The 17878-nt window shown below is 65.2% G+C and carries 16 protein-coding genes; 13 read left to right on the forward strand and 3 right to left on the reverse strand.

Annotated elements, in window-relative coordinates:
* Window positions 1-151 precede the first annotated feature (151 nt).
* Window positions 152-976, forward strand: a complete 825-nt coding sequence (locus tag DESTE_RS13925; RefSeq protein WP_425411695.1) for a sugar phosphate isomerase/epimerase family protein — start codon at window positions 152-154, stop codon at window positions 974-976.
* A gap of 154 nt (window positions 977-1130) precedes the next feature.
* Here the strand turns inward: DESTE_RS13925 and DESTE_RS13930 are convergent, their stop codons facing one another.
* Together DESTE_RS13930 and mscL are read right to left on the reverse strand one after the other, a co-directional pair.
* Entirely contained in the window at window positions 1131-2183 is a 1053-nt protein-coding gene (locus DESTE_RS13930; protein ID WP_035068226.1) for an MBL fold metallo-hydrolase, read from the reverse strand.
* Window positions 2184-2508: 325 nt separating this feature from the next.
* A complete protein-coding gene (mscL, locus tag DESTE_RS13935; protein WP_035068227.1) occupies window positions 2509-2958 on the reverse strand; it encodes a large conductance mechanosensitive channel protein MscL in 450 nt (149 codons plus the stop codon).
* A 669-nt stretch (window positions 2959-3627) separates the two neighbouring features.
* Between mscL and DESTE_RS13940 the strand changes: the two genes are divergently transcribed.
* The 5 genes from DESTE_RS13940 (at window position 3628) to DESTE_RS13960 (ending at window position 8824) form a co-directional block, all read left to right on the forward strand.
* On the forward strand, window positions 3628-4746 hold the full coding sequence (locus tag DESTE_RS13940) for a branched-chain amino acid ABC transporter substrate-binding protein (RefSeq protein WP_035068228.1): 1119 nt from the start codon (window positions 3628-3630) through the stop codon (window positions 4744-4746).
* A gap of 102 nt (window positions 4747-4848) precedes the next feature.
* Complete coding sequence (locus tag DESTE_RS13945) at window positions 4849-5757, forward strand: branched-chain amino acid ABC transporter permease (RefSeq protein ID WP_035068229.1); 909 nt, start codon at window positions 4849-4851, stop codon at window positions 5755-5757.
* A 310-nt stretch (window positions 5758-6067) separates the two neighbouring features.
* Window positions 6068-7315: an ABC transporter permease subunit gene (locus DESTE_RS13950; protein WP_035068230.1), complete on the forward strand. Its 1248-nt coding sequence runs from the start codon at window positions 6068-6070 to the stop codon at window positions 7313-7315.
* Complete coding sequence (locus DESTE_RS13955; protein ID WP_035068231.1) at window positions 7315-8127, forward strand: ABC transporter ATP-binding protein; 813 nt, start codon at window positions 7315-7317, stop codon at window positions 8125-8127. Before DESTE_RS13950 ends, DESTE_RS13955 begins: the two co-directional genes overlap by 1 nt.
* Entirely contained in the window at window positions 8120-8824 is a 705-nt protein-coding gene (locus DESTE_RS13960) for an ABC transporter ATP-binding protein (RefSeq protein ID WP_015946238.1), read from the forward strand. The genes DESTE_RS13955 and DESTE_RS13960 overlap by 8 nt, the downstream gene beginning before the upstream one ends.
* Window positions 8825-9257: 433 nt before the next feature.
* Here the strand turns inward: DESTE_RS13960 and DESTE_RS13965 are convergent, their stop codons facing one another.
* On the reverse strand, window positions 9258-10526 hold the full coding sequence (locus DESTE_RS13965; protein WP_035068232.1) for a LeuA family protein: 1269 nt from the start codon (window positions 10524-10526) through the stop codon (window positions 9258-9260).
* Window positions 10527-11166: 640 nt separating this feature from the next.
* Here DESTE_RS13965 and nifH point away from each other — a divergent pair.
* From nifH to DESTE_RS14000, 7 genes are all read left to right on the forward strand, one after another.
* Window positions 11167-11997 carry a nitrogenase iron protein gene (nifH, locus tag DESTE_RS13970; protein ID WP_035068233.1) on the forward strand — a complete coding sequence of 277 codons (831 nt, stop codon included), beginning with the start codon at window positions 11167-11169 and terminating at the stop codon, window positions 11995-11997.
* Window positions 11998-12041: 44 nt separating this feature from the next.
* Window positions 12042-12392 carry a P-II family nitrogen regulator gene (locus DESTE_RS13975; protein ID WP_035068234.1) on the forward strand — a complete coding sequence of 117 codons (351 nt, stop codon included), beginning with the start codon at window positions 12042-12044 and terminating at the stop codon, window positions 12390-12392.
* On the forward strand, window positions 12389-12763 hold the full coding sequence (locus DESTE_RS13980; protein ID WP_035068235.1) for a P-II family nitrogen regulator: 375 nt from the start codon (window positions 12389-12391) through the stop codon (window positions 12761-12763). Before DESTE_RS13975 ends, DESTE_RS13980 begins: the two co-directional genes overlap by 4 nt.
* A gap of 231 nt (window positions 12764-12994) precedes the next feature.
* Window positions 12995-14629 carry a nitrogenase molybdenum-iron protein alpha chain gene (gene nifD / locus DESTE_RS13985; RefSeq protein WP_035068236.1) on the forward strand — a complete coding sequence of 545 codons (1635 nt, stop codon included), beginning with the start codon at window positions 12995-12997 and terminating at the stop codon, window positions 14627-14629.
* Between the two features lie 21 nt (window positions 14630-14650).
* On the forward strand, window positions 14651-16027 hold the full coding sequence (gene nifK / locus DESTE_RS13990; protein WP_035068237.1) for a nitrogenase molybdenum-iron protein subunit beta: 1377 nt from the start codon (window positions 14651-14653) through the stop codon (window positions 16025-16027).
* Between the two features lie 229 nt (window positions 16028-16256).
* Window positions 16257-17507 (forward strand): radical SAM protein, encoded by a 1251-nt coding sequence (locus DESTE_RS13995; RefSeq protein WP_035068238.1) that lies wholly within the window; start codon window positions 16257-16259, stop codon window positions 17505-17507.
* A gap of 24 nt (window positions 17508-17531) precedes the next feature.
* Window positions 17532-17834: a (2Fe-2S) ferredoxin domain-containing protein gene (locus tag DESTE_RS14000; protein WP_035068239.1), complete on the forward strand. Its 303-nt coding sequence runs from the start codon at window positions 17532-17534 to the stop codon at window positions 17832-17834.
* Window positions 17835-17878 lie beyond the last annotated feature (44 nt).

Below are 17878 nucleotides of genomic sequence, written 5' to 3' on the forward strand. Positions count from 1 at the left end.
CCCCCGGAAAGTTTTGGGTTTGTCAGCAGTCTGGGAGGAAGGTTCCGTTTCCGAATGGCCCTCCTGGCCGACCAACGGCGCGGGGCCCGTCCCGCGTTGCGTGGTTGGCCCCGGGCGGGCGCTGTGCTACACGCCCCCCATGCACACCTTCGTGAATCTCCCCCTCAGCTGGGTGGCCCGAGACCCCGCGTGGCTCGACCGTTTCGTGGCCGATGGGCTGGCCCCGGAACTGGGTATCGATACCTTTGCCGTGCAGGAACTGACTCCGGACTGGCACCGCGACACCGCGCGCCGTCTGGCCGAAGCCGGGTTGCCCTGCGCCGTGCACCTGCCGTTCTTCGACCTGCACCCCGGCAGCCTCAATGACGCTGTCCTGGCCGCCAGCCGCGACACCCTGTGCCGCGCGGCGGAACTGGCGGCCCTGTATGCGCCGCGCCACATGGTGGGGCACGCCGCCTTCGACCACAGCCAGCACGATGCCGCCCTTGACGCGTGGCTGGAGCGGTCTTGCGGCACCTGGGCGGCGGTGCTGGGCGTGTGCGATGCGCCCGTGCACATCGAGAACACCCACGAACGCGACCCCGAGCCGGTGGCCGCGCTGGTGGATGCCCTTGCCGCCCGTTGCGGCGTCCACGCGGGCATTTGCTTCGACGCCGGGCACTGGCACAGCTTCGCGCGCGGCGCGCAGCGGCGCGACATGCGGCGCTGGCTGGATGCCTTTGCCCCGCGCCTTGCCCACCTGCACCTGCACGACAACGACGGCAGCGACGACCAGCACCTGGGCCTGGGCACCGGGTCCATCCCGCTGGACGACCTGTTCGGCGGGCTCATCGCGCGCGGGCTGCACCCCACCGCCACCATGGAGCCGCACGACGAGGCGTCCTTTGCCGTGTCCCGCGCCTGGCTGGCCGCGCGCAAGCACTACGCGGACGTGCTGACGCCCCCGAGCGCCCTTGCTGCCGCCCCCTCAGCCTGATGGGGCACCCGGCTGCGTGTGACGGGACTGCCCGCCGTGTCAGCCGTTTTCCCTGTCTGTTCAGCAAACGAAGCGCGCCGCCCGGTATGCCGGACGGCGCGTTGTGCATTGCGATTGCTGCGGGTTGAACATGGCGGCAGCAGCCATTTCGCGTCTACAGCCCGTCGGCGTAGTTCACGGGCAGCCAGGCGTAGCCGTCCTTGCCATCGCCCTTGCCGCCATTTCTGGCACGCACCCGGCCAAGGCCGGGGAAGGGCAGGTGCGACCCGGCCACCCAGCAGCCCTCGGCGGCCACCTGGGGCAGCAGGCGCAGGCGGGTGGCCACGGCGGCCTTCTGGTCCACGTCGAAATCGATGGACACGTCCGGCCGGGCAAACTGCACCGGTGTACTATGGATGATGTCCGCCCAGAACAGCAACGCCGTGCCGCCTGAGGCCACACGGAAACCGCAGTGCCCCGGGGTGTGGCCGGGCAGATCCACTGAAGTGACAATCGGCAGTTCGGCCAGTGGCGCGGCCCCCGGCGCAAAGGTGTGCAGTCGCCCGGAATTCTTGTAGGGGGCCAGGGCCTTGCGCAGGGCCAGCAGCCCGGCCTTGCGGCCTTCCGGCGCGGCGGAGAAGGTGGCGTCGCTGGTCCAGTAGTCCAGTTCCGGCGCGCTCACGTGCACCCTGGCGCCGGGGAACACGGGAGCCCCGGCGGCGTCCACCAGCCCCAGGGCGTGGTCCGGGTGCAGGTGCGAGAGCAGCACGTGGTCGATGCCGCCGGGCGTGTATCCGGCGGCGCGCAGGTTGTCGGGCAGGTACCCGCCCCGCGCGCCGAAGAAGGCCCCCGCGCCGGTATCCATGAGCACCCGGCGCGTCCCGGCGTCCAGCAGAAAGCAGTTCACGTTGCTGGTGGCGGGTTGTCCGGCGGGGATGCCCGCATCCTCAAGCAACGCGTCGATATCCTTGCGGTCCGCGCCGTGCAGGATGGCGGGGTCGAGTTTGCCGTGGGCGTCGAACAGCGCGAACACCGTCACGCCGCCCACGGGCAGGCGGAAGAAGCCGGGGGCCTGCGTGGTATGGGGCGTGGCGGGCGCACCGCCTGTCGGAAGTTTCGACGCGCCGGTTTCCGCGCCGCCGGTGGCGGCGTTGGCCGCGGTTGCGGGCAGGGTTGCCAATGAAGCCAGGGCCAGCAACGATTGCATGAAGCGTCTGCGGTCAGGCATGCGAGCCTCCGGAATGGTTGGGGGCGACGGATGGCGGGTGCGCCGGGTGCCGGGGCGCGGGCAGGCGGGGTGGCAGTCAGGGGTTGGTGTCCATCGTAACAGAACAGCACGTGAGGGCGCGCAGGCAAGCGGGCACCCGCAGGATACCGGCTGCCCGATCCTGTCCATTCTTGTCGGCTGCTGCCTGCCCGTGCCGTTCTTGTCCGTCGCGACTAACCTCCGCTGGCATCCGCTGGCCGCCGCTACGCCGCCGGAGGCGACACCGGAGGCGCAACGGCGGCGCAGCCCCATGGGGACCCGCACGACGGGCAGGGCGCGGTACGCGCTATCCGCCTATCTCGGCGGTGCAGTGGGGGCAGCGGGTGGCGCGTGCGTCGATCTTGCTGAAGCAGAACGGGCAGTCCTGCTGTTTGGGGGCGGCCGGACCCTCCAGGCGTTCGCGCAGGGTGTTCACCCCGCGCACCAGCAGGAACACGGCAAAGGCCACGATGACGAAGCTGACCACCGTGTTGGCGAACACGCCCGCGTTCAGGGTTACCGCCCCCGCCTGTTTGGCGGCGGCCAGGCTGGCGTACGGGCCGGGCGCGGCGCCGTCGCGCAGGGTGACGAACAGGTTGGAAAAATCCACGCCGCCCAGTACCAGGCCGATGGGCGGCATGATCAGGTCATCCACCAGCGACTTGACGATGGTGCCGAACGAGGCGCCCAGAATGACGCCCACGGCCATGTCCAGCGCGTTGCCTTTGACCGCGAATTCCTTGAATGCCTTCAGCATGCGAACCTCCTAGGTGCGAGAGAATATCTGATGCTATGCACGCATCGGCGCGCGGTGGCAACCCCGTAGCGGCGTGGCGCATCCCTGCCGTCCCCGGAAGGGCGGGTGGAAACGGATGGGGCAACGGAGAAGGGCGCGGGCAGGACGCCATGGGGCATTGCCAGCGAGACGGGCGAAGACAGCACCCCTGAAAGGGAACGGCATGACAAGGGGACCGATGCATCTGCCGTGATGCTCTTGACGGATGAAGCGATGCAAGGGTAGGGCAGTGCGCCCGGTGCGAAACGAGAGGGCGGCGCAGGACCGTGGCGCGCAGCGCATGCGAGTGCGCCTGTCAGTCAGGCGTGTGAGTGCGTTATCCGGCACGTGCACCCGCACGCGCATGCTGCGGAGCGGAGAACATGACCTGCGGCAGGTTTTCCGCCACGAAGCGATGCCAAAAATGACAATGCGCGGGGTGTCGCCGGAATTTCGCCAAAACATCGGATAGTTGTCGTAACCGGTAGGATTTGACAGCTTTCCGGATTCCGTGGCATCAAAAAGTGTTGGTCGATGGTGGCATTCCTGCCCGACGCGCTGCATTGCCGTGCGTGCGCGGGGTGGTCGCCGTTGCGGCAATGTCTTTACAATATTGTCCACTCATTCCGTCAACATTTCGGAGGATCGAGCATGCGTAAAGGATGGTTCAAAGGCCTTGTTGCGGGTCTTGTCGTGGCCGTTATGGCCTGCCCGGCGTTTGCTGCGGACACCATCAAGTTCGGCGTGGCCGGCGCCCACAGCGGCGACCTGGCCTCCTACGGGCTGCCCACCGTCAACGCCGCCAAGCTGGTGGCCAAGATGATCAACGCCAAGGGCGGCGTGCTCGGCAAGCAGGTGGAAGTCATTCCCCAGGATGACCAGTGCAAGCCCGAACTGGCCACCAACGCGGCCACCAAGCTGGTGTCCGACGGCGCCAACGTGGTGCTCGGCCACATCTGCTCCGGCGCCACCAAGGCCGCGCTTCCCATCTACAAGGAAGCCAACATCGTGCTGATGTCGCCCTCGGCCACCAACCCGGCCCTGACCCAGAGCGGCGACTACCCCAACTTCTTCCGCACCATCGCCTCTGACGATCAGCAGGCCAAGCTGGGCGTGGACTTCACCATCGACAAGCTGGGCAAGAAGAAGATCGCCGTGCTGCACGACAAGGGCGACTACGGCAAGGGCTACGCCGAATACGCCAAGCAGTTCATCGAACAGGGCGGCAAGGGCACCGTGGTGCTCTTCGAAGGCGTGACCCCCGGCGCCGTGGACTACTCCGCCGTTGTGCAGAAGATCCGCAACTCCGGCGCCGAAGCCGTGATGTTCGGCGGCTACCATCCCGAAGCCTCGAAGATCGTGCAGCAGATGCGCAAGAAGCGCATGGACCTGCCCTTCGTGTCCGACGACGGCGTGAAGGACGACACCTTCATCAAGGTTGCCGGCAAGGACGCCGAAGGAGTGTACGCCTCCAGCTCGCGCGACGTGAGCTCGCTGCCCCTGTACAAGGAAGCCATCGAAGCCCACGTGAAGGAATTCGGCACCGAACCCGGCGCGTTCTACAAGGAAGCCTACGCCGCGTCGCTGGCCCTGCTGAACGCCATCGAAAAGGCCGGTTCCACCGATTCCGCCAAGATCATGAACGCCCTGCGCACCGAATTTGTTGAAACTTCGGTGGGCAAGATCAAGTTCGACAAGCGCGGCGATGCCGAAGGCGTCGGCTTCTCCATGTACCAGGTGAAGAACGGCAAGTACGTGGAACTCAAGTAGTTCGACGGAAAGCATCGCATACGACAGGGGGGCGGGCCACAGGCCCGTCCCCCGAGTTTTGACAAGGTGCGGCCAGGGCCGCGCATGTACGGGAAGGCACTAATGGATTGGCAGTATTTCTGGGAACTCTTCTTCGGCGGGCTGACGCGCGGCTCCATCTATGCGCTCATCGCGCTCGGCTACACCATGGTGTACGGCATCATCGAGCTGATCAACTTCGCCCACGGCGAAGTGTACATGCTGGGCGCGTTCACGGCGCTGATAGTGGCCGGGGTGCTTGGCATCTACGGCTTTCCCGCCGTGGCCATCCTGATCATCGCCGCCGTCGTGGCCGTCATCTACTGTGCGGCCTACGGCGTGACGCTCGAAAAGATCGCCTACAAGCCCTTGCGCGACGCGCCGCGCCTCTCACCGCTCATCTCGGCCATCGGGATGTCCATCTTTCTCCAGAACTACGTCATTCTGGCCCAGACCTCGGACTTCATGCCGTTTCCCAACCTGGTGCCGCAGCCCGAATTTCTTGAACCCATCGCGCACATCATGGGCGCCAGCGAAGTGCTGATCATCGTCACCTCCGCCGTGTCCATGGCCGCGCTGACGCTGTTCATCAAGTACACCCGCATGGGCAAGGCCATGCGCGCCACGGCCCAGAACCGCAAGATGGCCATGCTGCTCGGCATCGACGCCGACAAGGTGATCTCGCTCACCTTCGTCATCGGCTCGTCGCTGGCCGCCGTGGGCGGTGTGCTCATCGCCTCGCACGTGGGCCAGGTGAACTTCGCCATCGGCTTCATCGCGGGCATCAAGGCGTTCACCGCCGCCGTGCTGGGCGGCATCGGCTCCATTCCCGGCGCCATGCTGGGCGGCCTTGTGCTTGGCTGGTGCGAAAGCTTCGCCACCGGGTACATTTCGAGCGACTACGAGGATGCGCTGGCCTTTGCGTTGCTTGTGCTCATCCTCATCTTCCGGCCTTCGGGCATTCTGGGCAAGGCCAAGACGCAGAAAGTCTAGGCGGGGACGATTTCCAAATGGTCCTTTCGCCCGTTGGCTGTGTCAAACTTCGCCTGCCATGTCGGTCGAATACGATAAGAGTATACTCCCTCATGACAGGCTCGTTTTCCTTGCCAACGAACGAAAGTCCTGATTTGGAAACCGCCCCTGGCCGGTAGCCTCCCAACTCCCGGTCGCGTATCGGGGGGGAGGTCCGCAGACCTGGCACGGTAACCCCCAAGTTTGCCGATATTCCACGGGCGCGGCAACGACCGCCCCGCCGGGTGCCGGAACACGCAGGACACAACGACGCATTCCGAGGAAAGTCTTCATGCAAGGTCTCAAGAAATCCATACTGGTCAGCCTGTGGTTCATGTTCCTGACCTTTCCGCTCATGGTCATCAGGATCGACAGCCTGAAAGGAACCATCGACTGGCGCTGGGAGAACATGCTGGGCATGGGCGTGGGCACGTTCGTGCTGTCCTTTGTGTGGCGGTTCATGCTGGCCCGCAAGGAAGCCGGGCGCGCCGCCACCGCTGGCGGCGCCATGTCCACGCGCGGGGCGTGGTTCGAACGCCTGCGTAGCGACCCCAAGGCCGCCGTGCCCGCCCTGGCCGTGTTGCTGGCCGCGTTTCTGGTGCTGCCATGGGTGGTTTCCACCTACCAGACCAACATCATGATTTCCGCGTTGCTCTACGTGATGCTGGGCCTTGGCCTGAACATCGTGGTGGGGCTTTCGGGCCAGCTGGTGCTGGGCTACGTGGCCTTCTACGCCGTGGGCGCCTACTCCTATGCCATCCTGAACAGCAACTTCGGCCTCGGTTTCTGGGCGGTGCTGCCCATCGGCGGGGCCATGGCCGCGTTGTTCGGCATCCTGCTGGGCTTTCCGGTGCTGCGCCTGCGCGGTGACTACCTGGCCATCGTCACCCTGGGCTTTGGCGAAATCATCCGCCTGGTGCTGGAAAACTGGAGCAGCTTCTCGCAGGGGCCCAGCGGCATCGCCAACATCGAGCGGCCCGGCCTGTTCGGCATGCAGCTTTCGGTCAGCGACGCCACCACCTATATCTACTACCTCATTCTGGCGGCGGTCATCGTCACCATCCTTGCGGTGACGCGCCTGAAGAATTCGCGCATCGGCCGCGCGTGGCAGGCCCTGCGCGAGGATGAAATCGCCTGTCAGGCCATGGGCATCGACATCACCACCACCAAGCTCACCGCATTCGCTCTGGGCGCGTGCTGGGCGGGTTTTGCCGGGGTCATCTTTGCGGCCAAGACCACCTTCATCAACCCGGCCAGCTTCACCTTCCTGGAATCGGCCATGGTGCTTGCCATGGTGGTGCTGGGGGGCATGGGCTCGGTCATCGGGGTCTCGGTGGGCGCGCTGGTGCTCATCCTGCTGCCCGAATACCTGCGCGCGTTCTCCGAGTACCGCATGCTCATCTTCGGCGCGACCATGGTGCTGATGATGGTCTTCCGCCCGCAGGGCCTCGTTTCGCCGGGGCGCACCAAGTACAACGTGCCCGACGCCGAAGGCGCCGGTGCTGACGCGGCGCGCCCCGCCGCCGGAGGCAACGCCTGATGTCCGCAACCACCGCCAATGCGGCTGCCGCCGTACTCGACGTCCGTTCCGTTTCCATGAATTTCGGGGGCCTGCGCGCCCTGAACGAAGTTGACCTGCAAGTGCGCCAGGGCGAGATAGTGGCGCTCATCGGCCCCAACGGGGCGGGCAAGACCACGTTCTTCAACTGCATCACCGGCATCTACGTGCCCACCGAAGGCACCGTGCACGTGACCCCGCGCGATGGCCGCACCGTTACCGTCAACGGTCTGAAGGCCAGCCAGGTCACCGCGCTGGGCATGTCGCGCACCTTCCAGAACATCCGGCTGTTCCCCACCATGAGCGTGCTGGAAAACGTGATGATCGGCCGCCACTGCCGTACCCGGGCGGGCATTCTGGGCGCGCTGCTGCGCGACCCCAAGACCCGCGCCGAGGAACAGCGCATCGTGGAAGAGAGCTACGCGCTGCTGCAAAGCGTGAACCTGCACCAGCACTACAAGGACGAGGCGCGCAACCTGCCCTACGGCGCCCAGCGCAGGCTGGAGATTGCCCGCGCGCTGGCCACGGAACCCTTCCTGCTCTGCCTCGACGAACCCGCCGCCGGCATGAACCCGCAGGAAACCCACGAACTCAAGGAACTCGTCATCGAGATCCGCGAGCGCCACAAGCTTTCCGTGCTGCTCATCGAGCACGACATGAGCATGGTCATGTCGCTGTCGGACCGTATCTACGTCATGGAGTACGGTTCGAAGATCGCCGAGGGCACCCCCGAGGAAGTGAGCAAGAATCCCAGGGTCATCAAGGCCTACCTGGGCGAGGAATCCCATGCTTGAGCTGCGTAACGTCAATGCCTTCTATGGCAACATCCAGGCCCTGCGCGACATCAACCTGACCATCGGTCAGGGCGAGATCGTCACTCTTATCGGCGCCAACGGCGCGGGCAAGACCACCACGCTGATGACCGTGTGCGGCGCGGTGCCCCCGCGCACCGGCGAGGTGCTGTTCGAGGGCAAGCCCATCCACACCATGAAGCCCAACGAGATCGTGCGTCTGGGCATCAGCCAGGTGCCGGAAGGGCGGCTGATCTTTCCCGACCTGACGGTGCAGGAAAACCTGGACCTTGGCGCGTTCCTGCGCAACGACAAGGACGGCATCGCCCGCGATCTGGACTACATCTTCGGCCTGTTCCCCATCCTCGCGCAGCGCCGCAAGCAGGCGGGGGGCACCCTTTCCGGCGGCGAACAGCAGATGCTGGCCATTTCGCGCGCCATCATGGGCAGGCCGCGCCTGCTGCTGCTGGACGAACCCTCGCTGGGCCTTGCGCCCATCATCATCCAGCAGATCTTCGACATCATTCGCAAGATCAACGCCGACGGCACCACGGTGTTCCTGGTGGAGCAGAATGCCAACCAGGCCCTGAAGATCGCCCACCGTGCGTACGTCATGGAAACCGGGCGCATCACCCTGGAAGACACCGCCGCCAACCTGCTGGTGAACGAAGACGTGAAAAAGGCCTACCTCGGCATGTAGCCGGGGCGGCTGACCATGTGGCCCCGTACGCGGGGCGTGCACATTGCCTGGCGTGGGCGGTCCTTTCCGAAAGGGGAGGGCCGCTCTTTTTTGTCGGCGGGGTGGAGAAGCGGGCAGGTGCGACCAGATGCAGGCGGGTGCGTGTAGGTACAGTCAGAGTCAGGCCGTTGCGCCGGAATGTGGCAGGTCGCCTGGATGCCACCGGGCGCGGAATGTGAACAGGGGCCGCCGTCCCTCCTCCGCGCGGAATGGGACGGACGGCCCCCGTATCAGAGCCCGTTGTTCGCGGGGCCGCCACTCCGCAGACGCGCTCCTGGTGGACGCGTACGCGGGGTGTTCGGTCGCGGTCAGGCGGGCAGCGGGCCGAGGAGAAGCGCCGACAGCATGGCGCAGGCCATGGCTATGGCGACAGAGGTACAGAACAGGCGCATGGTCATGCCTCCCGTGTACGTGCCGGACCGCGCTGGCCTTGATTGGCGCGGCGCGGTTGCCGGTTGTTGTCGGTGGTTGAAGTAATGGTCGGCCCGGATTGCGGGGCGTGGGCCTGCGTGCTTCGGGCATCAGGCTGTTGCGCCAGTTCGGCGAGTTCCGTGAGCTCCGCCGTGGTCAGCGGACGGCGCAGGGTGGCGGAAAGTTCTCGCACCGCCTCGACGATGGCGGGCAGTTCGTCCGGGGGGGGCAGGATGGAAAGTTCGGACAGGGCGGCGGCCACGGCGGCCACGCCGCTCTTGCGGCCCACGCCCATGCGGCGATTGCCGCCCACGAGTTCCGGCGGGAAGGGTTCGAACAGGCCCGGGTCGCGCCGCACGCCGTGGGCGTGCAGGCCGCTTTCCACGGCAAAGATGTCGCGTCCGGCCACGGGCCAGTGACGCGGTACGGACAGCGAGGCGGCCTGGGCCACGTGGGCGCACAACCCGCGCAGGGGCGCAAGGTCGAACGACGCCCGGCCACGCACCACCAGAGCGGCGGCCAGTTCTTCCAATCGGGCCACTCCGGCCCGCTCGCCAAGACCCAGTACGGAAACGTCGGCGCAGTCCGCGCCGCATTCCAGCGCGGTGAGGGCGTTGGCCGTGGCCATGCCGCAATCGTTGTGGAAATGGGTGCCGATGGAGACCCGGCGCGCACGGGGGGCCGAGCCGTCCAGCCGGGCGTTTTCCAGTTCCGTGCGCAGCGCGCGCACCATGTCCGCCACCTCCAGCGGGGTGTACAGACCAACGGTGTCGCTCAGGCGTACCCGGTGCGCGCCGTGCGCGGCGGCGTGGCGCGCCACGGCGACCACGAAGGCACGTTCCGCGCGCGAGGCGTCCTCCATGCCCACGGTCACGTGTTCGATGCCCAGCATGCGCGCTTCGGCCAGGGTGGTGGCCAGCAGGTCGAGCAGGGCGGGCCTGCCCAGGCCCAGCCGCCGGGCAAGGTGCGCATCGGATACGGGCACCCCCACGCAGACCCGCCGCGCCCCGCAGGCCACGGCGGCGCGCAGGTCCTCGGGGCGGCAGCGGCACCACGCGGCGGCTGCCAGGCCAGGGGCCACGCGCGCCGCAAGTGCCAGCATGTCCGCAAGGTCGTCACGCCCGGCCCAGCCCACCTCGGCTTCCGGTACGCCCACGGCGGCAAGGCCGCGCAGGACGCGCTCGCGGTCGGCAACGGACAGGTAGGTGCCGAAGGACTGTTCCCCTTCGCGCAGGGTGGTGTCGAGCAGCATGGGGCCTCCGAAAAGAATGGCGGAGCCGTCCCGACCCCACAGGAACAGGTGCGGGTGTTGGCGGGGAAAGAGGTCGGGACGGACCTCCGCGTGAACCGGATGCCCTACCCCTGCATCGTCAATGCCAAACCCCCATCAGATGGAAAGGCGGTGCGGGGTGCGTCCGGCTCACATCCGGCTCACATCCGGCTCGTGCCGCCCCTGCATGCCTGCCCGGCGTAACCCGCTGGCGGGTCGCGTTTCATTGCATCCCCTAGTGCCCCTGCGCTTCGGTGCGGCTGACACGGTGCCGCCATCCTTCGTGCCGGTGCTGCTGGCCTTGGCGTACACGCGCGTCGCAAATCCTGCCGTTTTGCCGCATCGCTCCCTCTGTCTTCCTTTTCAGGCCCTGTTCCGATCATGTCGGGCACAACGCATTTGTCGCATACGACAAAATAGTCGGTGCATACGTGTAGCGTCCGACGTGCGTCATGAACTCGTGGCGCGCGAATAACGTATGCCATTTTAACCTATTACCTCTTGTTGCACGCACTGGCACGGGGTTTGCCCTATGCGTGTCGTTGCATGGGCACGCCAGTCACGGCGAACACACCCCGGCCAATCCAACACCCGGTCGGGCGTGAATCTTCAGGAGGATATCATGAGAAAGGTGGCCATCTACGGTAAGGGCGGCATCGGCAAGTCCACGACCACGCAGAACACCGTCGCGGGTCTCGCGGAAGCTCTGGGGCGCAAGGTCATGGTCGTCGGCTGCGACCCCAAGGCCGACTCCACCCGTCTGCTGCTGGGCGGCCTGGCCCAGAAGTCGGTGCTCGACACCCTGCGTGACGAGGGCGAGGACGTGGAACTCGATGATATCCGCAAGCCCGGCTACTCCACCACCCTCTGCGTGGAATCGGGCGGCCCCGAACCGGGCGTCGGCTGTGCGGGGCGAGGCATCATCACCTCCATCAACATGCTGGAATCCCTCGGCGCGTACGAGGAAGACCAGAAGCTGGACTACGTGTTCTACGACGTTCTCGGTGACGTTGTGTGCGGCGGCTTCGCCATGCCCATCCGCGACGGCAAGGCCGAGGAAATCTACATCGTGTGCTCCGGCGAAATGATGGCCATGTACGCGGCCAACAACATCTGCAAGGGCATCATGAAGTACGCCGAATCGGGCACCGTGCGCCTTGGCGGCCTGATCTGCAACTCGCGTAACGTGGACAACGAAAAGGAAATGATCGAGGAGCTGGCCCGCAAGATCGGCACCCAGATGATCTACTTCGTCCCGCGCGACAACCAGGTGCAGCGCGCCGAAATTCACCGCCAGACCGTCATCGAGTTCTCGCCCGAACACGGCCAGGCCCAGCACTACCGCAATCTGGCGAAAGCCATCGACGAAAACGAAATGTTCGTGGTGCCGAAGCCCCTCCAGATCTCGGAGCTGGAAAAGCTGCTGATGGATTACGGCCTGTTCGAAGCCTAGACGAACCATTTCCACCACCACCCACAATCTGAAGGAGAACGGCGATGATGATCATGGTTCGTGCCATCGTGAGACCCGAAAAATCCGACGACGTACTGGCTGCCCTCATGGCCGCAGGCTTTCCGGCCGTGACCAAGATGTCCGTGGCCGGGCGCGGCAAGCAGCGCGGCATCAAGATCGGCGAAATCACCTACGACGAAATTCCCAAGACCCTGCTGATCAGCGTGGTGAAGGCCAGCGAAAAGCAGTTCGTCATCGACACCATCATGGAAGCGGCCCGCACCGGCGCCAAGGGCGCCTTCGGCGACGGCAAGATCTTCGTCACCTCGGTTGAAGAGGTCTACACCATCAGCTCCGGCGTGAAGGAACCCGACATCGAGGAGGCCGCGGCATGAAGGAGATCATGGCCGTTGTGCGCCTGAACAAGATGAACCAGACCAAGAAGGCGCTGACCGAAGCGGGCGTGAACGGTTTCTACGCTCACGAGGCCTTCGGTCGGGGCAAGGGGCTGGTCAGCAGCGACCTGCTGGAAGGCGCCAAGGAAGGGTTCGAAGAGGCCGTGGAACTGCTCGGTGAAAAGGGCAGACTGTATTCCAAGCGCGTGGTCACCGTGGTGGTGCCCAACGACCAGGTCAGCGACGTGGTCGAGGCCATCATCAAGGTGAACCAGACGGGCAAGCCCGGCGACGGCAAGATCTTCGTCACCGCCGTTCCGGAAGCCCACCGTGTGAGAACCGCCGAGCATGGCGACAAAGCCATCCTGTAGGCGCGTTGCAAGGGTTCTTTTGCCCGCTGACGGACTGACCCGAAGGGCGCGAAGCGTGGCCGTTAGGCGAGCGTGCGAGCCTTACGGACATCAAGAGCGAAGCGTCAAACTTCGGCCGCCGACTCGGTCAAATACAAGAAGAGTATGTTCCCTCGCGGCCGCCTCGTTTTCCTGGCCAGCGAACAAAACTACACCTTGCAACCACGCCTACTGCTAGCAACGAGGTACATCATGGCTTTGAAGCACAAGAGCATCCCCGACGTCGCGACCGTCAAGGAAGAACTGCTCAAGAAGTATCCCACCAAGGTCGCCCGCAAGCGTGCCAAGCAGATCGTCATCAACGACGTGAAGGACGGCGACGTGGTGCCCGAGGTGCAGGCCAACGTGCGCACCACGCCCGGCATCATCACCATGCGCGGCTGCACCTACGCAGGGTGCAAGGGCGTTATCCTGGGCCCCACCCGCGATATCGTGAACATCACGCACGGGCCCATCGGCTGCGGGTTCTATTCGTGGCTCACCCGCCGCAACCAGACCAAGGCGCCGTTCGAATCGTCCGAAAACTTCATGCCCTACGCCTTTTCCACGGACATGCAGGACGAGGACATCATCTTCGGCGGCGAAAAGAAGCTGATCGCGGCCATCCAGGAGGCCTACGACACCTTCCACCCCAAGGCCATCGCCATCTTCGCCACCTGTCCGGTGGGCCTCATCGGCGACGACATCCACGCCGTGGCCCGCAAGATGAAGGAAAAGCTGGGCATCAACATCTTTGCCTTCAGCTGCGAAGGGTACAAGGGCGTCTCGCAGTCCGCGGGTCACCACATCGCCAACAACCAGATCTTCACCCACGTGGTGGGCGAGGACGATACCCCCAAGCTTGGCGAATACAAGATCAACATGCTGGGCGAGTACAACATCGGCGGTGATGCCTTCGAACTGGAACGCGTGCTGGAAAAGTGCGGCATCACCCTGGTGTCCACCTTCAGCGGCAACTCCACCTACGAGCATTTCGCCACCGCCCACCAGGCCGACCTGAACGCCGTCATGTGCCACCGTTCCATCAACTACGTGGCCGAAATGATGGAGACCAAGTACGGCATCCCGTGGATCAAGGTGAACTTCATCGGTGCGGAATCCTCTGCCAAGTCGCTGCGCAAGATCGCCCAGTACTTCGGCGACAAGAAGCTGATCGACCGGGTGGAAGAAGTCATCGCCGAAGAAATGCCCGCCGTGTACGCGGCCCTGGAAGAAGTGAAGCCCTTCACCGAAGGCAAGACGGCCATGCTGTTCGTGGGTGGCTCGCGCGCTCACCACTACCAGGACCTGTTCACCGAAATGGGCATGAAGACCATCGCCGCCGGGTACGAATTCGCCCACCGCGACGACTACGAAGGCCGCAAGGTGATGCCCAGCATCAAGGTGGACGCCGACAGCCGCAACATTGAAGAAATCGAGGTCACCCCGGACGCCACCCGCTTTGTCCCGCGCAAGTCTGACGAAGACCTGAAGCGCCTCACCGAGGAAGGCTTCACCTTCAAGGATTACGAAGGGATGATGCCCCAGATGGAATCCAACACCCTCGTCATCGATGACCTGAACCAGTACGAGGCCGACAAGCTGATCGAACTCCTGAAGCCCGACGTGTTCTGCGCGGGCATCAAGGAAAAGTTCTCGGTGCAGAAGATGGGCGTGCCCATGAAGCAGCTGCACAGCTACGACTACGGCGGACCCTATGCGGGCTTCAAGGGCGCGGTGAACTTCTACACGGAAATCAAGCGCCTGGTCACCAGCAAGGTCTGGTCCGACCTCAAGGCCCCCTGGGAAGAAAACCCCGAGCTCTCGGCAACCTACGTCTGGGAATAACGGGCAAGGAAGGGAAACGACATGCTGCTCAGACATACCCCGACGGAAATCAAGGAGCGCTCGGCGCTCAACATCAACCCGGCCAAGACCTGCCAGCCCATCGGCGCCATGTACGCGGGCCTGGGCATCAAGGGCTGCCTGCCGCACAGCCACGGTTCGCAGGGCTGCTGCGCCTACCACCGCAGCACCCTGACCCGCCACTACAAGGAACCCGTGTCGGCGGCCACCAGCTCGTTCACGGAAGGCGCCTCGGTGTTCGGCGGACAGGCCAACCTGTTGCAGGCCATCGAAAACATCTTCTCGGTGTACGAACCGGAAGTCATCGCCGTGCACACCACCTGCCTGTCCGAAACCATTGGCGACGACCTGAAGCAGATTGTCGACAAGGCGGAGAAGGAAGGCAAGGTGCCCGCGGGCAAGCAGGTGATCTTTGCCTCCACGCCCAGCTACGTGGGTTCGCACGTCACCGGCTTCTCCAACATGGTCAAGGGCATGGTAAAGTGCCTGGCCGTTTCTACCGGCAAGAAGAACGGCAAGGTCAACATCATTCCCGGCTGGGTGGAACCTGCGGACATGGAGGAGATCAAGCGCATCGCCGGCATGATCGGCGTGTCCTACACCATGTTCCCGGATACCTCCGGCGTGCTCAACGGCCCGCTGACCGGCGAGTACCACATGTTCCCCGATGCGGGCACCCCGGTCGAGGACATCCGCGCCGCGGGCGATGCCATCGGCACGCTGGCCCTGGGCGAATGGTGTTCCGCCGATGCGGCCCGCACCCTGGATTCGCAGTGCAAGGTGCCCTGCCGGGTGCTGGACATCCCCATCGGGCTGAAGGCCACCGACCGCTTCATCGACACCCTGCGCACCGTGGCTGGCACCTCCGTGCCCGACACCGTGAACTTCGAACGTGGCCAGCTCATCGACGTCATCTCGGACTACCACCAGTACTTCTTCGGCAAGAAGGTGGCACTGGTGGGCGACCCGGACCAGCTCATCGCGCTGACCGAGTTCCTGCTGACGCTCGACATGCAGCCCGTCCACGTGGTTACCGGCACGCCGGGCAAGAAGTTCGAGGCGCGCATCAAGGAATTGTGCGCGGGCAAGGGCTTTGACGTCAATGTGCGCGCCGCGGGCGACATGTTCCTGCTCCATCAGTGGATCAAGAACCAGCCCGTCGATCTCATCATGGGCAACACCTACTGCAAGTACATCGCCCGTGACGAAGACATCCCCTACGTGCGCTTCGGCTTCCCCATCGTGGACCGGGTGGGCCACCAGTACTTCCCGGTGACGGGGTACAAGGGCGGCATCCGCCTGATGGAAAAGATCCTGGGCGTCCTGCTCGACCGCGCCGACCGTGACGCGCCCGAGGAGAAGTTCGAACTGGTCTACTAGGGCGTGCGGTCACGAGCGTCCTTTTGCCCTCTGCCTTCGTCAGAACAAGTTTTTATTCCGGTCACGTACGAGAAGAGTACGCTCCCTCCATAAAAAATTGTCCTTCCTTGGCAGAGCACAAAAATCCTGCTCGTGACGACACACCCAGCAACCGCATCCTTTCCGCCCGGCGCCGCTTGGCACCACACGGAGCCTTGAGGCGCCGGGCGGAGAACCCCACGGAGACACCATGAGCGGCGCACCCCACTGTATGCACACGAACGGACGGCCCGGCGGCTGGCTGCTGCTGCCGGTGGCGCCGCGTTCCAACGCCCGCAGCCGTCATGGCGATACGGGCGTGAGCACCCCGTGCGCCTGCGGAACGCAGCCTGCGTCCCCTGCCATGCTGCCGCACGAGGCGCTGGAGCACCTGCGTACGGTCATGGAATCGGGCGCGGTGGTGGACACGGTGGGCATTGCCGGTCCCGGCGATCCGTTCGCCGTGCCCGACCGCACCCTGGAAACCCTGCATCTGGTGCGCGCCGCCTACCCGCACATCACTCTGTGCGTGACCACCAACGGCCTTGGCGTGGCCAGCCATGCCGCCGCACTGGCGGACCTTGGCGTCAGCCACGTCACCCTGCTCATGGACGCCGTGGACCCGGAACTGGTGGACACCCTGTACGCCTGGATCCGCCCCGGCACCCGCACCCTGCGGCCCGGCGAGGGCGCCGCGCTGCTCGTGGACGAGCAGGCCGTGGCCCTGGCCGCGCTGGTCAAGGCGGGCATCGAGGTCGCGGTGTGCGTCACCGTGTACCCCGGCATCAACGATACCCATGTGGGCGACATCGCTGCCGCAGCCAAGGTGCTGGGCGCCTCGGGCATCTACGTGCTGCCCTTCGTTCCCGCCGAGGACACGGCAGGCCCTGTGCCCGCTGCCGACGCGGCCACCATGGACGCCGCCCGCAACGCGGCCGCCGCCTGGCTGCCCGTGCTTGACGCCTCTGCCCGCGACGGTCTGCCCGTCGCGCGGCGCACCGGCATGGGATGCGGCGAACCCGTGGCCGTCACCGCAGGCTCCGGCCTGCCGGTGCCCGGCGGTGACAGGCCCTACGTGGCCGTGGCCAGCAGCGATGGTTTTGACGTGGATGAACACCTTGGGCACGCCCGCCAGTTTCTGGTGTACGGGCCCAAGGCCGGTCCTGGGGACGGACCCCAGAACGATCCCACGGTCGGTCCCATGGTCGGGCCGGTGGAGTTGCTGGGCGTGCGCCCGGCACCGCCCGCCGGTTCCGGCGACGCCCGGTGGGAGGCGCTGGCCGCCGTCCTGTCCGACTGCACCTACCTGCTGGTGTCCAGCGCGGGCCAGCGCCCCGTGGAATACCTGGCCGGCAAGGGGCTGCGCGTCATCCAGACCGAAGACAACATCGAGGGCCTCGTGGACGTGCTCTACGGGGGTGGCAAGAAAGGCAGGAAACGCGGCAAGGGCCGCACAGTCTAGGTATTGCAAGGGAGAGGAAGGACCATGCCCAAGCCGACGCATCAGATTCTCGTATGCCAGAGCTTCCGTCACAAGGGCGAACCCAAGGGCGTCTGTTTCAAGCAGACCGACGGGTTCCTGCAGTACCTCGAAGAGGAAATCCTTGATCGCGGTCTGGACATCCTGGTCACTGCCACCGGGTGTCTGAAGGCCTGCGAGGAAGGCCCCGTCCTCGTGGTGCAGCCGCAGAACTGGTGGTTCAAGGGCGTGGACAGCCACGACGCCATCGATGCCATCCTCGACGGCATCGAAGACGGCGAACCTAATGCCGAGTATTTGATGTACTAAAACAGAATCTTCCGGGGAGGGGACCTTTTAAAAAAGGTCTCCCT

The organism is Nitratidesulfovibrio termitidis HI1, from assembly GCF_000504305.1.
Lineage (GTDB): Bacteria > Desulfobacterota > Desulfovibrionia > Desulfovibrionales > Desulfovibrionaceae > Cupidesulfovibrio > Cupidesulfovibrio termitidis.

What these genes read in the sequence shown, in the direction of transcription:
- nifH (WP_035068233.1), top strand. Translation starts at nt 11,167, where the DNA reads ATGAGAAAGGTGGCCATCTACGGTAAGGGCGGCATCGGCAAGTCCACG.
- mscL (WP_035068227.1), bottom strand. Translation starts at nt 2,958, where the DNA reads ATGCTGAAGGCATTCAAGGAATTCGCGGTCAAAGGCAACGCGCTGGAC.
- DESTE_RS13930 (WP_035068226.1), bottom strand. Translation starts at nt 2,183, where the DNA reads ATGCCTGACCGCAGACGCTTCATGCAATCGTTGCTGGCCCTGGCTTCA.
- nifD (WP_035068236.1), top strand. Translation starts at nt 12,995, where the DNA reads ATGGCTTTGAAGCACAAGAGCATCCCCGACGTCGCGACCGTCAAGGAA.
- DESTE_RS13955 (WP_035068231.1), top strand. Translation starts at nt 7,315, where the DNA reads ATGTCCGCAACCACCGCCAATGCGGCTGCCGCCGTACTCGACGTCCGT.
- DESTE_RS13965 (WP_035068232.1), bottom strand. Translation starts at nt 10,526, where the DNA reads ATGCTGCTCGACACCACCCTGCGCGAAGGGGAACAGTCCTTCGGCACC.
- DESTE_RS13945 (WP_035068229.1), top strand. Translation starts at nt 4,849, where the DNA reads ATGGATTGGCAGTATTTCTGGGAACTCTTCTTCGGCGGGCTGACGCGC.
- DESTE_RS13975 (WP_035068234.1), top strand. Translation starts at nt 12,042, where the DNA reads ATGATGATCATGGTTCGTGCCATCGTGAGACCCGAAAAATCCGACGAC.
- DESTE_RS13980 (WP_035068235.1), top strand. Translation starts at nt 12,389, where the DNA reads ATGAAGGAGATCATGGCCGTTGTGCGCCTGAACAAGATGAACCAGACC.
- DESTE_RS13950 (WP_035068230.1), top strand. Translation starts at nt 6,068, where the DNA reads ATGCAAGGTCTCAAGAAATCCATACTGGTCAGCCTGTGGTTCATGTTC.
- nifK (WP_035068237.1), top strand. Translation starts at nt 14,651, where the DNA reads ATGCTGCTCAGACATACCCCGACGGAAATCAAGGAGCGCTCGGCGCTC.
- DESTE_RS13960 (WP_015946238.1), top strand. Translation starts at nt 8,120, where the DNA reads ATGCTTGAGCTGCGTAACGTCAATGCCTTCTATGGCAACATCCAGGCC.
- DESTE_RS13995 (WP_035068238.1), top strand. Translation starts at nt 16,257, where the DNA reads ATGAGCGGCGCACCCCACTGTATGCACACGAACGGACGGCCCGGCGGC.
- DESTE_RS13940 (WP_035068228.1), top strand. Translation starts at nt 3,628, where the DNA reads ATGCGTAAAGGATGGTTCAAAGGCCTTGTTGCGGGTCTTGTCGTGGCC.
- DESTE_RS14000 (WP_035068239.1), top strand. Translation starts at nt 17,532, where the DNA reads ATGCCCAAGCCGACGCATCAGATTCTCGTATGCCAGAGCTTCCGTCAC.